Below are 15,825 nucleotides of genomic sequence, written 5' to 3'. Positions count from 1 at the left end.
TATCTACAAAGGCCCGACCATGACCCTCGACGAAGTCCGCGCGCTTGACGCCGCCGATCCTCTGGCGGCGTACCGGGAGCAGTTCGCGCTGCCGGAAGGCGTGATCTATCTCGACGGCAATTCGCTCGGCGCGCTTCCCAAGGCGACGCCCGCCGCGCTCGCCGACGTCGCGACCCGGCAATGGGGCGACCGGCTGATCCGCAGCTGGAACGAGGGCTGGATCGACGCACCGCAGCGGATCGGCGCGAAGATCGCCCCGCTGATCGGCGCCGCCGCGGACGAGGTCATCATCGGCGACACGACCTCGACGCATCTGTTCAAGGCGCTGGTCGCGGCGTTGCGCGCCAACCCCGACCGCCACACGGTGCTGAGCGAGGCCGGCAATTTCCCGACCGACCTCCACATCGCCGAGGGCGCGGTCGCCTGCGTCCCCGGCGCCCGGCTGAAGGTGGTCGCGCGTGCGGATCTCGCAGAGGCGCTGGACGAGGGCACCGCGGTGCTGCTGCTCACCCATGTCCACTACAAGACCGGCGAGCGCTTCGACATGACCGCGTGGACCGCCCGCGCCCACGATGCCGGCGCGCTGATGCTCTGGGACCTCAGCCACAGCGTCGGCGCGGTGCCGATCGACCTGAACTGCGCCGACGCCGATCTGGCGGTCGGCTGCACGTATAAATATCTCAACGGCGGCCCCGGCGCGCCCGCCTTTATCTACGTCGCCAAGCGCTGGCAGGACAGGCTCGCCAGCCCGCTTTCCGGCTGGATGGGCCACGCCGCTCCCTTCGCGTTCGAGGACGCTTATCGCCCCGCGCCGGGGATGAAGCGCTGGCTCGCAGGCACCCCCGCGATGCTGTCGACCACCGCGCTCGAAACCGCGCTCGATCTCTGGGCCGACATCGACCAGCACGCTGTCGCCGCCAAAAGCGCGCGTCTGTTCGACATCCTCGCCGCCGCCGGCGACGCGCTCGGCCTCGACTGCGTCACTCCGCGCGATCCCGCCCAGCGCGGCAGCCATATCAGCTTCCGCCACCCCCACGCGCATGCGATCACGCAGGCGCTCATCGCGCACGGCGTCATCGGCGACTTCCGCGACCCCGACATCCTCCGCCTCGGCCTGACCCCGCTCTATCTCAGTCATGAAGACGTCTGGTGCGCGGGCGAGATGCTGAAAAAGATCGTCGAAACCGGAGAGTGGCAGAATCCACAGTATTCGGAACGACTTGCCGTTACCTGAGAATAGTAGCCTTCGCTGACGGCCAAGAGTTGTAAAATAGCGCCACTTTGCATCCGACGAACCAACCCTGACTTTCACTGTACGATCTGTTAGCCGATAGGCGCGACGCATGGGGAGCGTCGCGCCGCGGGGGCGTAACAGTGACAATCAAACAGTCGGATCATGTCGAATTATACGGCATACAGATGCTGCGTGCGATCGCGGCGCTGGCCGTCGTCGTCCATCACACGCTGGAGGAATCGGGGGGTGCGATCGGGAAGTTCAGTCCCGATTGGCTGACGACATCGGGCGCGTCCGGCGTCGACATATTCTTCGTCATCAGCGGCTTCATCATGTTCCACGTCACGTTCAGGGATCGCCGCGGCCGGCCGACACCCGGGACCTTCCTGTTCCGCCGCGCAACCCGCATCTACCCCTTCTACTGGTTGTGCTGCCTCGCCGTCCTGACGATCTCGGCGATGGGATTCCTTGCTTCCAACCATTATCCCGCACGGACGATCGCCGGCGCGCTGATCCTGCTGCCGGGCAATGCGCTGCTCGGAACCGCGTGGACGCTCGTCTTTGAAATGTATTTCTACCTTCTCTTCGCGGCCACGCTCTGGGCGCGCTCGGCAACGCTATCAGTGATCGCGACGATCGCGGCGATCCTGTGCCTGCAGGTCGCGGGCTCGCTGATGCCTGCGACCGCCACCGCCAGGTTTCTGGCGAGCCCGCTATCGCTCGAATTCTGCTTCGGCCTCGTCCTGGGATATGGCTATGCCGCGTGGATGCGCCGCGACCGGGCCTGGCCCGTGCCGCCCGTCATGGCACTTGTCGCGATGGCGGTCATGGCCGTCGTGCCGCTGTTCGTCGCGCACGACGCCACCACCAGCCTGCCCGAACTGCCGCGCATCGCGGCCTGGGGCCTTCCCGCAGTCGTCGTCGTCGCCAGCGTCTTGACGATCGGTGCACCACGCACCGCGGTTGCGCGGTTCCTCGTCCTGCTCGGTGATGCCTCCTATGCGCTGTATCTCACCCATGCCTTCGTGATGATGGGCTATGGATGGCTGGTGAAAATTCCCGCGGTCAGCCGACTGCCGCAGCAACCCGTCGTGGTCCTGATCGTCATCATCGCGATTATCATCGGCCTGCTCGCCCATCTGCTGGTAGAGAAACCGCTGCTCGGTCTCGTTCGCCGACTGACCCCGGCCCGTCCCGCCCGGGCGGCGCCGGTGGACCAGCCGCTTCCTGAAGTCGCCGGATAGCATCGACAGCCCTGCATTCCGTTCACACCGGCACGCCGATCCGATTGCACCGCCCGCGCCCTTCGCCTATAGGCGCGGCCTATTCCGGCCTCGGCTCCGCGAAGATTATCGTTGGGGTCGGGGCCGCTCAATTTTCAGGGGACCGCGCATGGCTCGCCGCCGCCAGATCTACGAAGGCAAGGCCAAGATCCTCTACGAGGGTCCCGAACCCGGCACGCTGATCCAGTATTTCAAGGACGACGCGACCGCGTTCAATGCCCAGAAAAAGGGCACGATCAACGGCAAGGGCGTGCTGAACAACCGGATTTCCGAGCACATCTTCACGCTGCTCGATCATATCGGCGTGCCGACGCACTTCATCCGCCGGCTCAACATGCGCGAGCAGCTGATCCGCCAGGTCGAGATCGTCCCGATCGAAGTCGTCGTGCGCAACGTCGCCGCGGGTTCGATCTCGAAGCGTCTCGGGATCGAGGAGGGCACCAAGCTGCCCCGCACGATCATCGAATATTACTACAAGGACGATGCGCTCGGCGATCCGATGATCTCCGACGAGCATATCGCCGCGTTCGGCTGGGCGAGCCAGGAGGAGATGCATGACATCGCCGACCTCGCGATCCGCGTGAACGATTTCCTGTGTGGGCTGTTCGCCGGCGTCGGCATCCGCCTCGTCGACTTCAAGCTCGAATTCGGCCGCATCTTCGACAACGACTATGGCCGCATCATCCTCGCGGACGAGATCAGCCCCGATGGCTGCCGTCTGTGGGACATGGAAACCAACGAGAAGATGGACAAGGACCGCTTCCGCCGCGATCTCGGCGGCGAAGTCGAGGCCTATCAGGAGGTTGCACGCCGTCTTGGCCTGTTGCCCGAAGGCGGCGACAATTCGGTCCTCGACCTCGAAAAGCATCGCAAGAACCGGGGCAAGTAAATGAAACTCAAGGTTTTCGTGACACTCAAGCCCGGCGTGCTCGACCCGCAGGGCCGCGCCATCCACCACGCGCTCGGCAGCCTCGGCTTCGACGGCGTGCAGGACGTTCGCCAAGGCAAGCTGATCGAACTGGAGGTCGCCGACGATACCGACGACGCGACGATCGACGGCATGTGCCGCAAGCTGCTCGCCAATACGGTGATCGAGAATTACCGGGTCGAGAAGGCATGAAGGTGGTAAAATCATGAAGACTGCGGTCATCGTCTTTCCCGGCTCCAACTGCGACCGCGACATCGCCGTCGCGCTGGAAACGGTGACCGGCGTCAAGCCGACCATGGTCTGGCACGGCGACGCCGACCTGCCGGGCGATGTCGGGCTGGTCGCGGTGCCCGGCGGCTTCTCCTACGGCGATTACCTGCGCTCGGGCGCGATCGCCGCACGCTCGCCGATCATGCGCGCGGTCGTCGAGCAGGCTGGCAAGGGCCTGCCCGTGCTCGGCATCTGCAACGGCTTCCAGGTCCTGACCGAGGCAGGGCTCCTGCCCGGCGCACTGATGCGCAACCAGGGGCTGAACTTCGTCTGCCGTGACGTCGCGCTGACCGTCGAGACGTCCTCGAGCCGCTTCACGTCTGGCTATAGCGCTGGCGAACGCGTCTCCTTCCCGGTCGCGCATCACGACGGCAATTACTTCGCCGACACCGAGACGCTCGACCGCCTCGAAGGCGAAGGCCGCGTCGCGTTCCGCTATGCCGAGAGCGTTAACGGATCGGCGCGCAACATCGCGGGTCTGCTCAACGACAAGGGCAACGTACTTGGCATGATGCCACACCCCGAACGCCGGATCGAAGCGGCGCATGGCGGCACGGATGGCCGGCGCCTGTTCGAAGGCCTGATGGAAGCCGTCAGCGCTTAATCGGGTTCGTCACCCACCCCACCCCATCCGTTCGCCCTGAGCGAAGTCGAAGGGCCTGAGACCCAGGTGCTTCGACTTCGCTCAGCACGAACGGGGGACGATGTGTGTCACACGTGTGTCCGGAACGGCGAGAAGTCCGTCCCCTCGTCATACACATCCACCCCCTCGCGCCGCTTGAGCCACCCCACCGCGACATAGGTTAGCGGCGTCAGCAGCACCTCCCACGACACCTTCAGCGCGAACTGGCTGACCATCACCATCAGCATCGCCTCGACCGGCCAGTCGGGCGCGCCGTAAAAGGCCAGTGGATAGAAGATCAGGCTGTCGAACGCCTGCCCCACCACCGTGCTGCCGATCGTCCGCGTCCACAGCATGCGCCCCTTGGTCCAGATCTTCATCCGCGCGAGCACGAAGCTGTTGGCGAACTCGCCCACCCAGAACGCGCAGATCGAGGCGAGCACGATACGCGGCACCTGTCCGAACACCGACTCATACGCCGCCTGCCCCGTCCATCCCGCATCCGGCGGCAGCGCGACGACGACGCTCGACATGAACACCATGAAGAGCATCGCGCCAAACCCGGCCCAGATACAGCGGCGCGCGCGCGCATAGCCGTAGACTTCGGTCAGCACGTCGCCGATCACATAGCTGACCGGGAAGAACAGGATCCCCGCGCCGAACGGCCAGGCACCGATGAACGGCAGGTCGATCACCGCCCGCTTGCCCGCGCCGATGACGTTGGACAGCAGCAGGATCGTGACGAATGCCGCCATCACGAAATCGAAATAGCGGAACTGTTCGCTGCGCATGGCAGTGGCCGCCACCGGCTCGGGCGCGTCGGGATCCACGATATTCATCGCGTCGTTATGATGACGGTTCCAAGCTCGTGCAATGCACGCTAATCGGAACGCGTGCGCGCCCGTAGCTCAGTTGGATAGAGCAAGGAGCTTCTACCTCCTCGGTCGGGGGTTCGACTCCCTCCGGGCGCGCCAACTTTCCTAACGGTCTCGGCGATAGGTCGCGAGATAGGCGATCACGTCGGCGCGCTGCTGCGCATCGGACAGACCGGCAAAGCGCATCGTCGTCCCCGGCACCAGGCCCTGCGGTGCCCGAAGCCACGCATCGAGCCGCGCTGCATCCCAGCGCCCGCCCATCGCCTGCAACGCCGCGGTATAGGCAAATCGCGGCCGGCGTTGCGCGACCGGGCCGTCGACCACGTCGTAGAGATTAGGACCGTCGGTATCGGGAGCGTCCGCACCGATCGTGTGGCAGGCCTTGCACTGAACGAACACGCGCGCACCAGCCACGGGGTCACCCGTCAGCGTCCCGACCGCCACGCGGCGTTCCACGGCGGCGGCATCCCGGCCATCGCCCGTCTGCTGGCATGCGCCGACGAGCATCAGCCCAAGTGTCACCCCGATCCTCCGCATGCCTTCGCTCCGATACCACCGGCCCGTCCGAACGGCCGCGTCCCCCGCCTAGCGCAGATTTTCGGGCGAAACGAGGCAGCGGCGTGACGAGCGGTGCTGTCACTTTTTGCCGCCGGTGCTAGCTTGTTGTCAGCGACGCAGTGCCGATACGGCATCGCGTCCTCGGCGCCCCGCCCGGATACGAGAGTGTCGCACGGACGGGCGGGGCGCCCCGTTCATTTTCAATTCACGACTGCTTGGCATAAGCCATGGGCAGAGGCGTTGCCGAGTATCGCGTAACCTTCAGCGCCCCGCCAGTTTTCAGTCACACGGGCCGGCGGGGCGCGCAGCACCATCCCTCCCCGCTTTGTCGGCATCGTTCGGTGCAGACCACACACAGCGCAATCGGGATCGCCGACTCGCATCTCGATCTCCAGGTCGGCCCCGCGATCGGTCAGCACAACTTCCTTTCAAAAGTCTTGATACATCGCGGCATTCCGCCCATATCCGATCAGTCCGACGCGCTTCCCCAAGACAGCAGCGTCGGCGCTGGACTGCGGCCCGCACGAGTTATCCCCTTTTCTCGAGCGGGCCGATTCCTACTGAAATCGACAGAAGACGCGGACGCCAGACGCTCGAACTATGTGCGCAAGCGGCTGCGCGGCGTGCCTCAGCGCCGTTCGGGGCCTGCTGCCACGGCGTCGGCGGCCCCCTGTACCGCGTCCAGCCGGGCCTTGAGCGGATCCACGCCGTTGATCGCACTCGCATCGGCCTGCAGCAGCTGCAGTGCGCCCCGGCGGGCGTCGAAGGCCGGCCAGCGCGGTAGTCCGGGCGCGTTGGGATCGCCCTTCCGCACGAAATTGACGACATAGCGGTTGGCGAGCTGCGCGGCGCGGGCATCCTGCGGGGTCAGCGCCGCGCCGTATTTCGCGGCAACCGTGTCGAAGAAATACGGGATGTCCGTGGCATGCGGTGCGCCCGACCAGTCCTTGCGCATCGACTGCGCGACATAGCCGAAGCGATAGAGATAGGCGGGCTGGCCCACGCGCTGCGTCTGCTGCGCGACGAGCCGCGCGGGTTCGTGCATCAGGCGGTCGCGTCCCACCTCGGGACCGATCGCGGCAAGCTCCTGCGTGCCCGCGGGATCATAGGCGGCGCGGGCGGCGTCGGCCTGCGCACCGAAGCTGGCGAACAGCCCCTCCTTGGACGTCTCGCCAAAGCCCGCGATATCCGCATCGGTGGTCCCGACCATCATCGGTACCGCCATCGCGGTCCCCCGCCGCATCGCCCCGTCGGTCGTGCCGACCACGACGCGGCCATCGACGATCGGTCCGCCGGCATAGGTCGGCACATCCACCGGGCCCCGATAGGCAAGGTTCAACTCGCCGCGCACCTGATCGGCGGGCAAGGCGCGAAGCGCCGCGAGCGTTTCCGCCGCAGACTGTCCCGCAATGCCCTGGGTTGTCGCAAAGTTGACGCCGATCGTCTCGGCCGAAGGCCTGCCGCCCGCCTCACCGCGAAGCGGCACGCCACCGATCAGCGTGCGCCCGCCGCCCGACATCACGATCGCCCGCGCGAACAAGCCTTTTGCCCTCGGCGATGCCATCAGGTTCAACACCGAAGCGCCCCCTGCCGATTCACCCATCAGCGTGACCTGCGCCGGATCGCCCCCAAATTTCGCGATGTTCGCCCGCACCCATTGCAACGCCGCGATCTGGTCGAGCAGTGCATAGTTGCCGAGCGGTCCCTCGTTCGCCGCGCTCAGCGCGGGGTGCGCGAAAAAGCCGAACCGTCCGAGCCGGTAGTTGAAGCTGACGAACACGACGTCCTGCCGTGCGAACGCCGACCCGTCATATACCGCAGGTGACGATCCGCCATTCACGAACCCGCCGCCATAGATCCAGACCAGCACGGGTTTCGGCGCCGGTGACGCCACCGGACGCCAGACGTTGAGAACGAGACAATCCTCCGCCGGCGTCGTGCCGAGCGGCGCCGCATCGCTCGGAAAGGGCAGTTGCATGCAGTCATGCCCGAAACGGTCCGCGGCGCGCACGCCCGACCATTTCTGCACCGGCTGCGGCGCCCGCCAGCGCAAGGGGCCGACCGGCGGCGCTGCAAAGGGTATGCCCTTGAAGACCGCAACGCCTGCGCCCGTCGTGCCGGTCACCGACCCCCCCTCGACCTTGACCGGGGGCGTCACGCCCTGCGCCGCGCCTGTGCCCGGGACCATCGCGGCAACACACATCATCGCGATCGCCAGCGCCTTCGACGCCCTCTGCATGCTCATCACCGCTCTCCCCCGGTCCTGCTTGTCTACGAAGGAATGGAACACCCGCGCCCATCCCGCAATCGGGGAAACCGCTCAGGCGAAGAGGCGCACGCCGCCCATGGGGCTCACTCCCACTCGATCGTGCCGGGCGGCTTCGACGTATAGTCGTAGGTGACGCGGTTGATGCCCTTGACCTCGTTGATGATCCGGGTCGCCACGCGCGGCAGGAAGTCGCCGGGGAACTGGAACGCCTGCGCGGTCATCCCGTCGGTCGACGTCACCGCGCGCAGGGCGAGGACGTTGTCGTAGGTGCGGCCGTCGCCCATCACGCCGACACTGCGCACGGGCAGCAGCACCGCGAACGCCTGCCAGATCGTGTCGTAGAGCCCCGCCGCGCGGATCTCCTCGAGATAGATCGCATCCGCCTTGCGCAGGATGTCGCAGCGTTCCTTGGTGACTTCGCCGGGGATGCGGATCGCGAGGCCGGGTCCGGGGAACGGGTGACGCCCGACGAAGATCTCGGGCAGACCCAATTCGCGACCAAGCGCGCGGACCTCGTCCTTGAACAGTTCGCGCAAGGGCTCGACGAGCTTCATGTTCATCCGCTCGGGCAGACCGCCGACATTGTGGTGGCTCTTGATCGTCACCGACGGACCGCCGGTGAAGCTGACGCTCTCGATCACGTCGGGATAGAGCGTACCCTGAGCCAGGAACTCCGCCCCGCCCAGTTTCTTCGCCTCGGCATCGAACACGTCGATGAAGGTCTTGCCGATGAACTTGCGCTTCAGCTCGGGGTCGGTGATGCCCGCGAGACCGCTGAGGAACAGCTCCTCGACGTTCACATGGATCAGCGGGATGTTGTACGCGCCGCGGAACAGGCTGACGACCTGCTCGCTCTCGCCTGCGCGCATCAGCCCGTGGTCGACATAGACGCAGGTGAGCTGCTCGCCGATCGCCTCATGGATCAGAACTGCCGCCACCGCCGAATCGACGCCGCCCGACAGGCCGCAGATAACCCGGCCGCTACCGACCTGCGCGCGGATCTCGGCGATCTTGGTCTCGCGGAACTCGGCCATCGTCCAGTCGCCGCTGAGACCGCAGACGTGCCGCGCGAAATTGGCGATCAGCTTCCCGCCATCAGGCGTGTGGACGACTTCGGGGTGGAACTGCACGCCATAGAAGCGCCGCGCCTCGTCGGCGACGATCGCATAGGGGGCGCCGGTCGACACCGCGACGGGGGTGAAGCCCGGCGGGATCGCGTCGACCTTGTCGCCATGGCTCATCCAGACCTGGTGCCGCTCGCCCTCGGCCCACAGCCCGTCGAACAGCGCGCAAGGCGACTTTACCTCGACGAATGCGCTGCCGAATTCGCCACCATCACCCGAGACGATCACGTTGCCGCCGAGCTGCGCGGACATGACCTGCTGGCCGTAGCAGATGCCGAGGATCGGGATCCCCGCCTCGAAGAAATGCTGCGGCACGCGGGGGCTGTTCTCGGTCGTGACCGAGGCGGGGCCACCCGACAGGATGATCCCCTTTGGCTGCATCCGTTCGAACGCGGCCGCGGCGGACTGGAAGGGGGCGATCTCGCTATAGACGCCCGCCTCGCGCACGCGGCGGGCGATCAGCTGGGTTACCTGGCTGCCGAAATCGACGATGAGAATGCTGTCTGGGTGCTCCATGTCGGGCGCATAGCCGGATGGGACCCGTAACGAAAGAGGCCGCGCCTCCCGGATGGGAAACGCGGCCTGCAATTCGACTAACGAGAGGCGGGGATTATGCCGCTTCGTTGTAATCCTCGTCCGACATCACCGGACCCGAATCCTGGCCCTTCGCCGAGACGTCGCGGTCGACGAACTCGATGACGGCCATCGGCGAGGCGTCCGACATGCGGATGCCAGCCTTGATGACGCGAGTGTAGCCGCCGTTGCGATCCGCATAGCGGGTCGCCAGAACGTCGAACAGCTTCACCAGCTGGGCGTCGTCGAGCAGCTTGCCGTGCGCGAGGCGACGGTTGGACAGGCCACCCTTCTTCGCGAGCGTGATCAGCTTCTCGATGTAAGGACGCAGTTCCTTCGCCTTGGCGACGGTGGTGGTGATCTGCTCGTGCTTGATGAGCGCGGCGCTCATGTTGCGGAACAGAGCAAGACGGTGGGCCGAGGTCCGCTGAAGCTTACGGCCGCCTACGCGATGGCGCATGTTTAATACCTTTTCGTTCGTTCAGGGGCCGTATGAGGTACCCGGGAGCTGGTGGGGACGGCGGCCCACCCGATTATCCGTCATCCCGGCGAAGGCTGGGATCCAGGGTAAAATACGGTGCCGTTCGTTATCCTGCCTTGAGTTAGGATAACGGACGGCTTCGCATTCAGCCCATGATTTCCTGCTCGAGCTTCTTGGCCATCTCTTCGATGTTCTCAGGCGGCCAGCCTGGGATTTCCATGCCCAGGCGAAGACCCATCGACGACAGCACTTCCTTGATCTCGTTCAAGGACTTGCGGCCGAAGTTAGGCGTGCGCAGCATCTCGGCTTCGGTCTTGCCGACCAGATCGCCGATATAGATGATGTTGTCGTTCTTGAGGCAGTTCGCCGAACGCACCGACAGCTCGAGCTCGTCGACCTTCTTGAGAAGGTAACGGTTGATCTGCTGCGTGTCGCCTGCGGGCTCCGCACCACCGGCAGCGGGTGCTGCCTGGCCGATCGGGGCCGACGAACGCGTGACCGACGAATCGTCGAAGTGCACGAACAGCGCGAGCTGGTCCTGGAGAATGCGACCGGCATAGCCGACTGCGTCTTCCGGAGTGATCGTGCCGTCGGTTTCGATCGTCAGCGTCAGCTTGTCGTAATCCAGGTCCTGACCGACGCGGGTCGGGTCGACCTTGTACGACACCTGACGTACCGGCGAGTAGAGCGCATCGACCGGGATCAGACCGATCGGCGCGTCGGCCGGGCGGTTTGCGGTCGCGGGCACGTAACCCTTACCGATGTCGGCGGTCAGCTCCATGTTGAGCGTCGCACCCTCATCGAGGTGGCAGATCACGAGATCCTTGTTCATGATCTCGATGTCGCCCGAGACGGCGATGTCGCCGGCCTTGACTTCACCCGGACCCGTTGCCGAGAGCTGGAGGCGCTTGGGCCCCTCGCCCTGCATGCGGATCGCGATCTGCTTCACGTTGAGGACGATGTCGGTCACGTCCTCGCGGACGCCGGCCAGAGACGAGAACTCATGCAGCACGTTCTCGATCTTGATCGAGGTCACGGCCGCGCCCTGCAGCGACGAAAGCAACACGCGACGCAGCGCGTTGCCGAGCGTCAGGCCGAAGCCACGCTCGAGCGGCTCGGCGATGAAGGTCGCCTTGCGCTTGGTGTCGCCACCGGCCTTTTTCTCCAGGCCGCTGGGCTTCTTGAGTTCCTGCCAGTTCTTTGCGTTGACAGACACTTGCTTCCCCTAATTTGGGGGCCGGCGGACAGGACGTCCACCGGCCATGAATATGCACCCGTGCCGCGCGATCAACCGCGCACGGGCAACGTCGGAGAAATCAGACGCGACGACGCTTCGAAGGACGAACGCCGTTGTGCGGGATCGAGGTCACGTCGCGGATCGACGTGATCTGGAAACCGACTGCCTGCAGCGCGCGCAGTGCCGACTCGCGGCCCGAACCGGGGCCCTTCACTTCGACTTCGATCGTCCGGACGCCGTGCTCGGCGGCCTTCTTGCCCGCGTCTTCCGCTGCGACCTGCGCCGCGTACGGGGTCGACTTGCGCGAGCCCTTGAAGCCCATTGCGCCGGCCGACGACCACGAGATCGCGTTGCCCTGGGCATCGGTGATCGTGATCATGGTGTTGTTGAAGCTGGCATTCACGTGTGCGACGCCAGAGGTGATGTTCTTGCGCTCGCGCCGCTTAATGCGCTGAGGTTCGCGTGCCATGGTGTATTTCCTGACCTGTATCTGCGTGACGCCGGGCGGTCCCTCGGGACCAGCGCCGGCGGAGTAATCCGGTGTTGAGCCGGATTACTTCTTCTTGCCGGCGATCGGCTTAGCCTTGCCCTTGCGGGTGCGCGCATTGGTGTGCGTGCGCTGGCCGCGGACCGGCAGGCCCTTGCGGTGACGAAGACCACGATAGCAGGCGAGATCCATCAGGCGCTTGATGTTCATCGACACCTGGCGACGCAGATCGCCTTCGACGGTGTAGTCGGCGTCGATCGCCTCACGGATGTGCAGCACTTCCTGGTCGGTCAGGTCCTGGACACGTGCGGTGTCGGCGATGCCGAGCTTCGCGACGATTTCCTTGGCCTTGGTCGAACCGATGCCGTGAATATAGGTCAGCGCGATCACCACGCGCTTGTTGGTCGGGATATTAACACCCGCGATACGTGCCATGAACTTGGTTCTCCTGCTCCACGAGGTCCGGCATGGCTGCACGGCCCTCATCTCCTAGCGATGATCCGAAACGCACGATAACGGCGAACGCAAAAGAGCGCCGCCGGGAACCGTCGTATCGGGGAGGCCGAATTAGGCGCGCGCTAACGAACTGTCAAGCCGCGGGTTCCGCCGCCCGCGTGATGCGCCCCTGCGATGCGTGAAGTGCGACCCCGTCATCGCCGGGGCTCGGCCACCCGTCGCATCACGATCCAGCGCCTCAGGGCGACGACGAACCAGATCAGCTCGACCAGCCCGAACGGCCATGCCCCCTGCAGGAAGCCATAGGCCGATCCGAACAGGCATCCAACGGCGAAGCCGAACGTCCACCAGTGCGATCCCGATTCCCTGGCATAGCACAGCAGCGTGAAGGAAACCGCGGCAAGCCCGAAAAGCGAAAGTGCGTCCATCGCCAATCCCTTGGCGCGTCCGGCCGCACAAAGCCATCCCCGCTCGCAGTCAGACTGGCAGGACGATCCGCGCAACGAGGCCGGGTGCATTGTCCCCCAGTTCGAACCGCCCGTCATGCAGCCGCGCGACCGCCTCGACCAGCGCCATGCCCAGCCCCGCCCCCGGGGTCGTGCGTGCGCTGTCGAGCCGCCCGAACCGCTTGAGCGCCTGCGCGCGGTCCGCCACCGCGATTCCGGGCCCGCGATCCTCGACCTGGATCGCGACGCCGTCACCGCGCTCGAGCAGGCGAAGCGTCACCGTGCCGCCGCTGGCCCCGTGCCGCAGCGCGTTGTCGATCATGTTGGTGATCGCCTGGCTTAGCAGTTCGCGGTGCAACGCCATGGCCGGTGGCCGATCGTCGATCGCCACGACGAAGCTCAGGCCGGCATCCTCGGCGACCGGGGCATAGAGCTCACCGATCTCCTCGAGCAGGTTCGCAGGCGACACCTGGATGAACCGGTCGCGCGATACCGAGCCCGACCGGCTGATCTCGATCACCATCGTCAACATCCGCATGACGAGATCGGTCTCGGTCAGCAGCCCGCCCAATGCCACTTCACGCGCGTCGGGGTCCGCGATCAGCACCGCCTGCTCGGTCTTGGTCCGCAGGCGCGCCAACGGCGAGCGCAGGTCGTGCGCCAGGCTGTCGGTCACGACGCGCAGCTCGGCCATCACCCCCTCGAGCTTGCTGAGCATGACGTTCAGCCGCGCGGCCAGCCGGTCGAACGCGTCACCGCCACCCGCGACCACGGCCACACGGCGTGACAGGTCACCCTCGCCCGCAGCCTCGACGACGCTCGCTATCCCGTCGAGACGCCGACCGACATAACGCGCGAGAACGAGTCCCCCGACGATGCCGAGCGCGAGCGAGAGGGTGATGGCGAAGGCCAGCGCGCGCTCCATCGCACGTTCCTCCGCCGCGATCAGATCGAGGTTGCGGCCGGTCAGCAGCCATTGCCGGCCGATCGGGTACAGGGCGTACCCCGTCTCGCGCGCGTTCCACAACGCGTCGTCGCCAAGCCGGGCGATCCTGAAGCGGGTCATCCGCAGCGGCACGGTCAGCCTCGCAGGCGCGACTCCCTGGACGGTTCGTCCGTCCGCGTCGACGAGCGCGAGTACCAGCGAGACGTCGCCGGGGCTCACCGCCTCGCCGATCGCCTGGCGCAGTTCGGGAATACCGCCAACTTGCCAGACGGTGCGCAGCGCATCGGACTGTTCGGTGGTCTCGCGCCGGATCGCATCGATTGCATCGGCGCTGGTCTGTTTCCAGACGAAGCCGATCAGCGCGAGGTTGGACACCAGCGACAGCATGATCGCGAGCAGCGCGATCCGCGCGGTGACCGACAGGCGCATCGCGGTTCAGCCCTCCACGGCGAGCCGGTATCCTGCCCCGCGTACCGTATGGAGGATCGGCGTCGGGAACCCGTCCTCGAGCTTGCGCCGCAACCGCCCGATATGGACGTCGACGACGTTCGATCCCGGATCGAAGTGATAGTTCCAGATCTTCTCGAGCATCATCGTCCGCGTCACGACCTGCCCCGCATGCCGGGCGAGGAATTCGAGCAGGTTGAATTCACGCGCGCCCAGCGGGATCGTGTGCCCACCGCGCGACACGACGCGTGAAAGCAGGTCGATCTCGAGATCGCCGACCGACAGCTTGGTTTTTTGCGGATCGCTCGCGAGGCGGTCCGACCGGCGCACCAGTGCCTCGACGCGCGCCGACAGTTCCGCGAACGAGAAGGGTTTGCACAGATAGTCGTCGGCCCCGGCCTTCAGCCCGTCGACGCGGTGGTCGACCGCCGCGAGCGCGGAGAGGATGAGAACCGGGGTGACGATGCCGGCCGCGCGGACCGCGCTGACCATGGCGAGGCCGTCCAGCCCCGGCAGCATCCGGTCGGCGATGATCAGGTCGAAGATCCCCTCGCTCGCGAGGAACAGTCCGTCACGCCCATCGCCACAGGTCTCGACGGCATAACCCGCTTCGGTCAGCCCCTTGGCAAGATAGCTCGCGGTCGAGACATCATCTTCGACAATCAGGATCTTGCGGTTCACGGCGTCATCGCTTTCCCCTGTCCCATAACGGAAAGGCCGGCGGAAATCACTTCCCGCCGGCCCCCACGGTACCCCCGGGAGTGACGGGCACCGATCTCTGGAAACTCGTGCCGCTCTTTCGGGCGACACGCGTCTCTTAGGATCGGGCACTCGACAGGGGGATGACCCGAACATGACAAACCTGTCATGTTCGGGTCGGTGAACGTCTAATCAGCGGTCGTCGAGGATCGCCGCGATCGCGACACCGACATGGCCGATGTCCGCCATCCCGTCGACGCGGCGTACAAGCCCGCGCGCATCGTAGATCGGCAGGATCGGCGCGGTCTTGGCGCGATATTCGGCCATCCGCGTCTTGACGGTTTCGGCATTGTCGTCGGGACGGCGCTTGAACTCGGTCGAGCCACACACGTCGCAGACCCCGGCAACCGCCGGCTGCTTGAACCGATCGTGATAACCGGCGCCGCAGTTCGCGCAGGTGTACCGCCCAACCACACGGTCGATCAGCGCGGCTTCGTCAACGCCAAGCTCGATCACGTAGTCGAGCGTGCGACCGCGAGCCGCAAGCAGCCCGTCGAGCGCCTCGGCCTGGGCCGCGGTGCGCGGATAGCCGTCGAAGATCACGCCGTTTGCGGTATCGGGCTGGTCGAGCCGCTCACCGATGATGCCCGACACGATGTCGTCGCTGACCAGGCCCCCGGCGGCCATCACGGCTTTCGCCTGAAGGCCGACGGGCGATTCCGCTGCGACCGCAGCACGCAGCATGTCACCGGTGGACAGCTGGACCATGCCGCGTTCGGCCACGAGCGTCGCGGCCTGCGTGCCCTTGCCCGCGCCTGGCGGGCCAAGAAGGATGATATTCACGAAACGCACTCCCCTCGTTCGTGCAGGATTATAAACCGGTAACCCCG

General features: G+C 65.9%; 17 protein-coding genes and 1 tRNA gene. 6 read left to right on the top strand and 12 right to left on the bottom strand.

From position 1 onward, the window contains the following. Positions 1-19: 19 nt before the first annotated feature. From kynU to purQ, 5 genes are all read left to right on the top strand, one after another. Positions 20-1,234 carry a kynureninase gene (kynU, locus tag J3A66_RS16665; protein WP_209570057.1) on the top strand — a complete coding sequence of 405 codons (1,215 nt, stop codon included), beginning with the start codon at positions 20-22 and terminating at the stop codon, positions 1,232-1,234. A 140-nt stretch (positions 1,235-1,374) separates the two neighbouring features. Continuing rightward, positions 1,375-2,478, top strand: coding sequence for an acyltransferase (locus J3A66_RS16660; RefSeq protein WP_209570055.1), 1,104 nt, complete (start codon positions 1,375-1,377; stop codon positions 2,476-2,478). Positions 2,479-2,626: 148 nt separating this feature from the next. After that, positions 2,627-3,406: a phosphoribosylaminoimidazolesuccinocarboxamide synthase gene (gene purC, locus J3A66_RS16655; RefSeq protein WP_031396310.1), complete on the top strand. Its 780-nt coding sequence runs from the start codon at positions 2,627-2,629 to the stop codon at positions 3,404-3,406. Next, entirely contained in the window at positions 3,407-3,637 is a 231-nt protein-coding gene (purS, locus tag J3A66_RS16650; RefSeq protein WP_031439802.1) for a phosphoribosylformylglycinamidine synthase subunit PurS, read from the top strand. It abuts the gene before it with no gap. Positions 3,638-3,650: 13 nt separating this feature from the next. Beyond that, the gene (gene purQ, locus J3A66_RS16645; protein ID WP_056406243.1) at positions 3,651-4,319 is read left to right on the top strand and encodes a phosphoribosylformylglycinamidine synthase subunit PurQ; all 669 of its coding nucleotides are present in this window, start codon (positions 3,651-3,653) and stop codon (positions 4,317-4,319) included. A gap of 107 nt (positions 4,320-4,426) precedes the next feature. Here the strand turns inward: purQ and J3A66_RS16640 are convergent, their stop codons facing one another. Beyond that, positions 4,427-5,128, bottom strand: a complete 702-nt coding sequence (locus tag J3A66_RS16640; protein ID WP_245337117.1) for a queuosine precursor transporter — start codon at positions 5,126-5,128, stop codon at positions 4,427-4,429. A gap of 106 nt (positions 5,129-5,234) precedes the next feature. On the opposite strand from J3A66_RS16640, the gene J3A66_RS16635 reads away from it, so the two are divergent. Next, positions 5,235-5,311, top strand: a tRNA-Arg gene (locus J3A66_RS16635). A 6-nt stretch (positions 5,312-5,317) separates the two neighbouring features. Here the strand turns inward: J3A66_RS16635 and J3A66_RS16630 are convergent. The 11 genes from J3A66_RS16630 to J3A66_RS16580 form a co-directional block, all read right to left on the bottom strand. Further along, positions 5,318-5,749 carry a c-type cytochrome gene (locus tag J3A66_RS16630; RefSeq protein ID WP_209570051.1) on the bottom strand — a complete coding sequence of 144 codons (432 nt, stop codon included), beginning with the start codon at positions 5,747-5,749 and terminating at the stop codon, positions 5,318-5,320. 649 nt (positions 5,750-6,398) lie between these two features. Then, positions 6,399-8,015 (bottom strand): carboxylesterase family protein, encoded by a 1,617-nt coding sequence (locus J3A66_RS16625; protein WP_209570049.1) that lies wholly within the window; start codon positions 8,013-8,015, stop codon positions 6,399-6,401. Positions 8,016-8,122: 107 nt separating this feature from the next. Beyond that, a complete protein-coding gene (guaA, locus tag J3A66_RS16620) occupies positions 8,123-9,679 on the bottom strand; it encodes a glutamine-hydrolyzing GMP synthase (protein WP_056406242.1) in 1,557 nt (518 codons plus the stop codon). A 94-nt stretch (positions 9,680-9,773) separates the two neighbouring features. After that, on the bottom strand, positions 9,774-10,196 hold the full coding sequence (rplQ, locus tag J3A66_RS16615) for a 50S ribosomal protein L17 (protein ID WP_031395235.1): 423 nt from the start codon (positions 10,194-10,196) through the stop codon (positions 9,774-9,776). Positions 10,197-10,362: 166 nt separating this feature from the next. Next, positions 10,363-11,433, bottom strand: coding sequence for a DNA-directed RNA polymerase subunit alpha (locus J3A66_RS16610; RefSeq protein ID WP_031395236.1), 1,071 nt, complete (start codon positions 11,431-11,433; stop codon positions 10,363-10,365). A 100-nt stretch (positions 11,434-11,533) separates the two neighbouring features. Beyond that, a complete protein-coding gene (rpsK, locus tag J3A66_RS16605) occupies positions 11,534-11,923 on the bottom strand; it encodes a 30S ribosomal protein S11 (protein ID WP_031395237.1) in 390 nt (129 codons plus the stop codon). A gap of 84 nt (positions 11,924-12,007) precedes the next feature. Next, positions 12,008-12,376 carry a 30S ribosomal protein S13 gene (rpsM, locus tag J3A66_RS16600; RefSeq protein WP_031395238.1) on the bottom strand — a complete coding sequence of 123 codons (369 nt, stop codon included), beginning with the start codon at positions 12,374-12,376 and terminating at the stop codon, positions 12,008-12,010. 215 nt (positions 12,377-12,591) lie between these two features. After that, complete coding sequence (locus J3A66_RS16595) at positions 12,592-12,825, bottom strand: hypothetical protein (protein ID WP_209570047.1); 234 nt, start codon at positions 12,823-12,825, stop codon at positions 12,592-12,594. A 49-nt stretch (positions 12,826-12,874) separates the two neighbouring features. Continuing rightward, the gene (locus J3A66_RS16590) at positions 12,875-14,218 is read right to left on the bottom strand and encodes a HAMP domain-containing sensor histidine kinase (protein WP_209570045.1); all 1,344 of its coding nucleotides are present in this window, start codon (positions 14,216-14,218) and stop codon (positions 12,875-12,877) included. Between the two features lie 6 nt (positions 14,219-14,224). Beyond that, the gene (locus J3A66_RS16585) at positions 14,225-14,917 is read right to left on the bottom strand and encodes a response regulator transcription factor (protein ID WP_031395241.1); all 693 of its coding nucleotides are present in this window, start codon (positions 14,915-14,917) and stop codon (positions 14,225-14,227) included. 210 nt (positions 14,918-15,127) lie between these two features. Next, complete coding sequence (locus J3A66_RS16580; RefSeq protein ID WP_037529375.1) at positions 15,128-15,778, bottom strand: adenylate kinase; 651 nt, start codon at positions 15,776-15,778, stop codon at positions 15,128-15,130. Positions 15,779-15,825: the final 47 nt, after the last annotated feature.

It is taken from the genome of Sphingomonas sp. PvP018 (assembly GCF_017876865.1).
In the GTDB taxonomy this organism is placed as follows: Bacteria; Pseudomonadota; Alphaproteobacteria; order Sphingomonadales; family Sphingomonadaceae; genus Sphingomonas; species Sphingomonas aerolata.
This window is presented reverse-complemented; position numbering and strand designations above follow the sequence as displayed.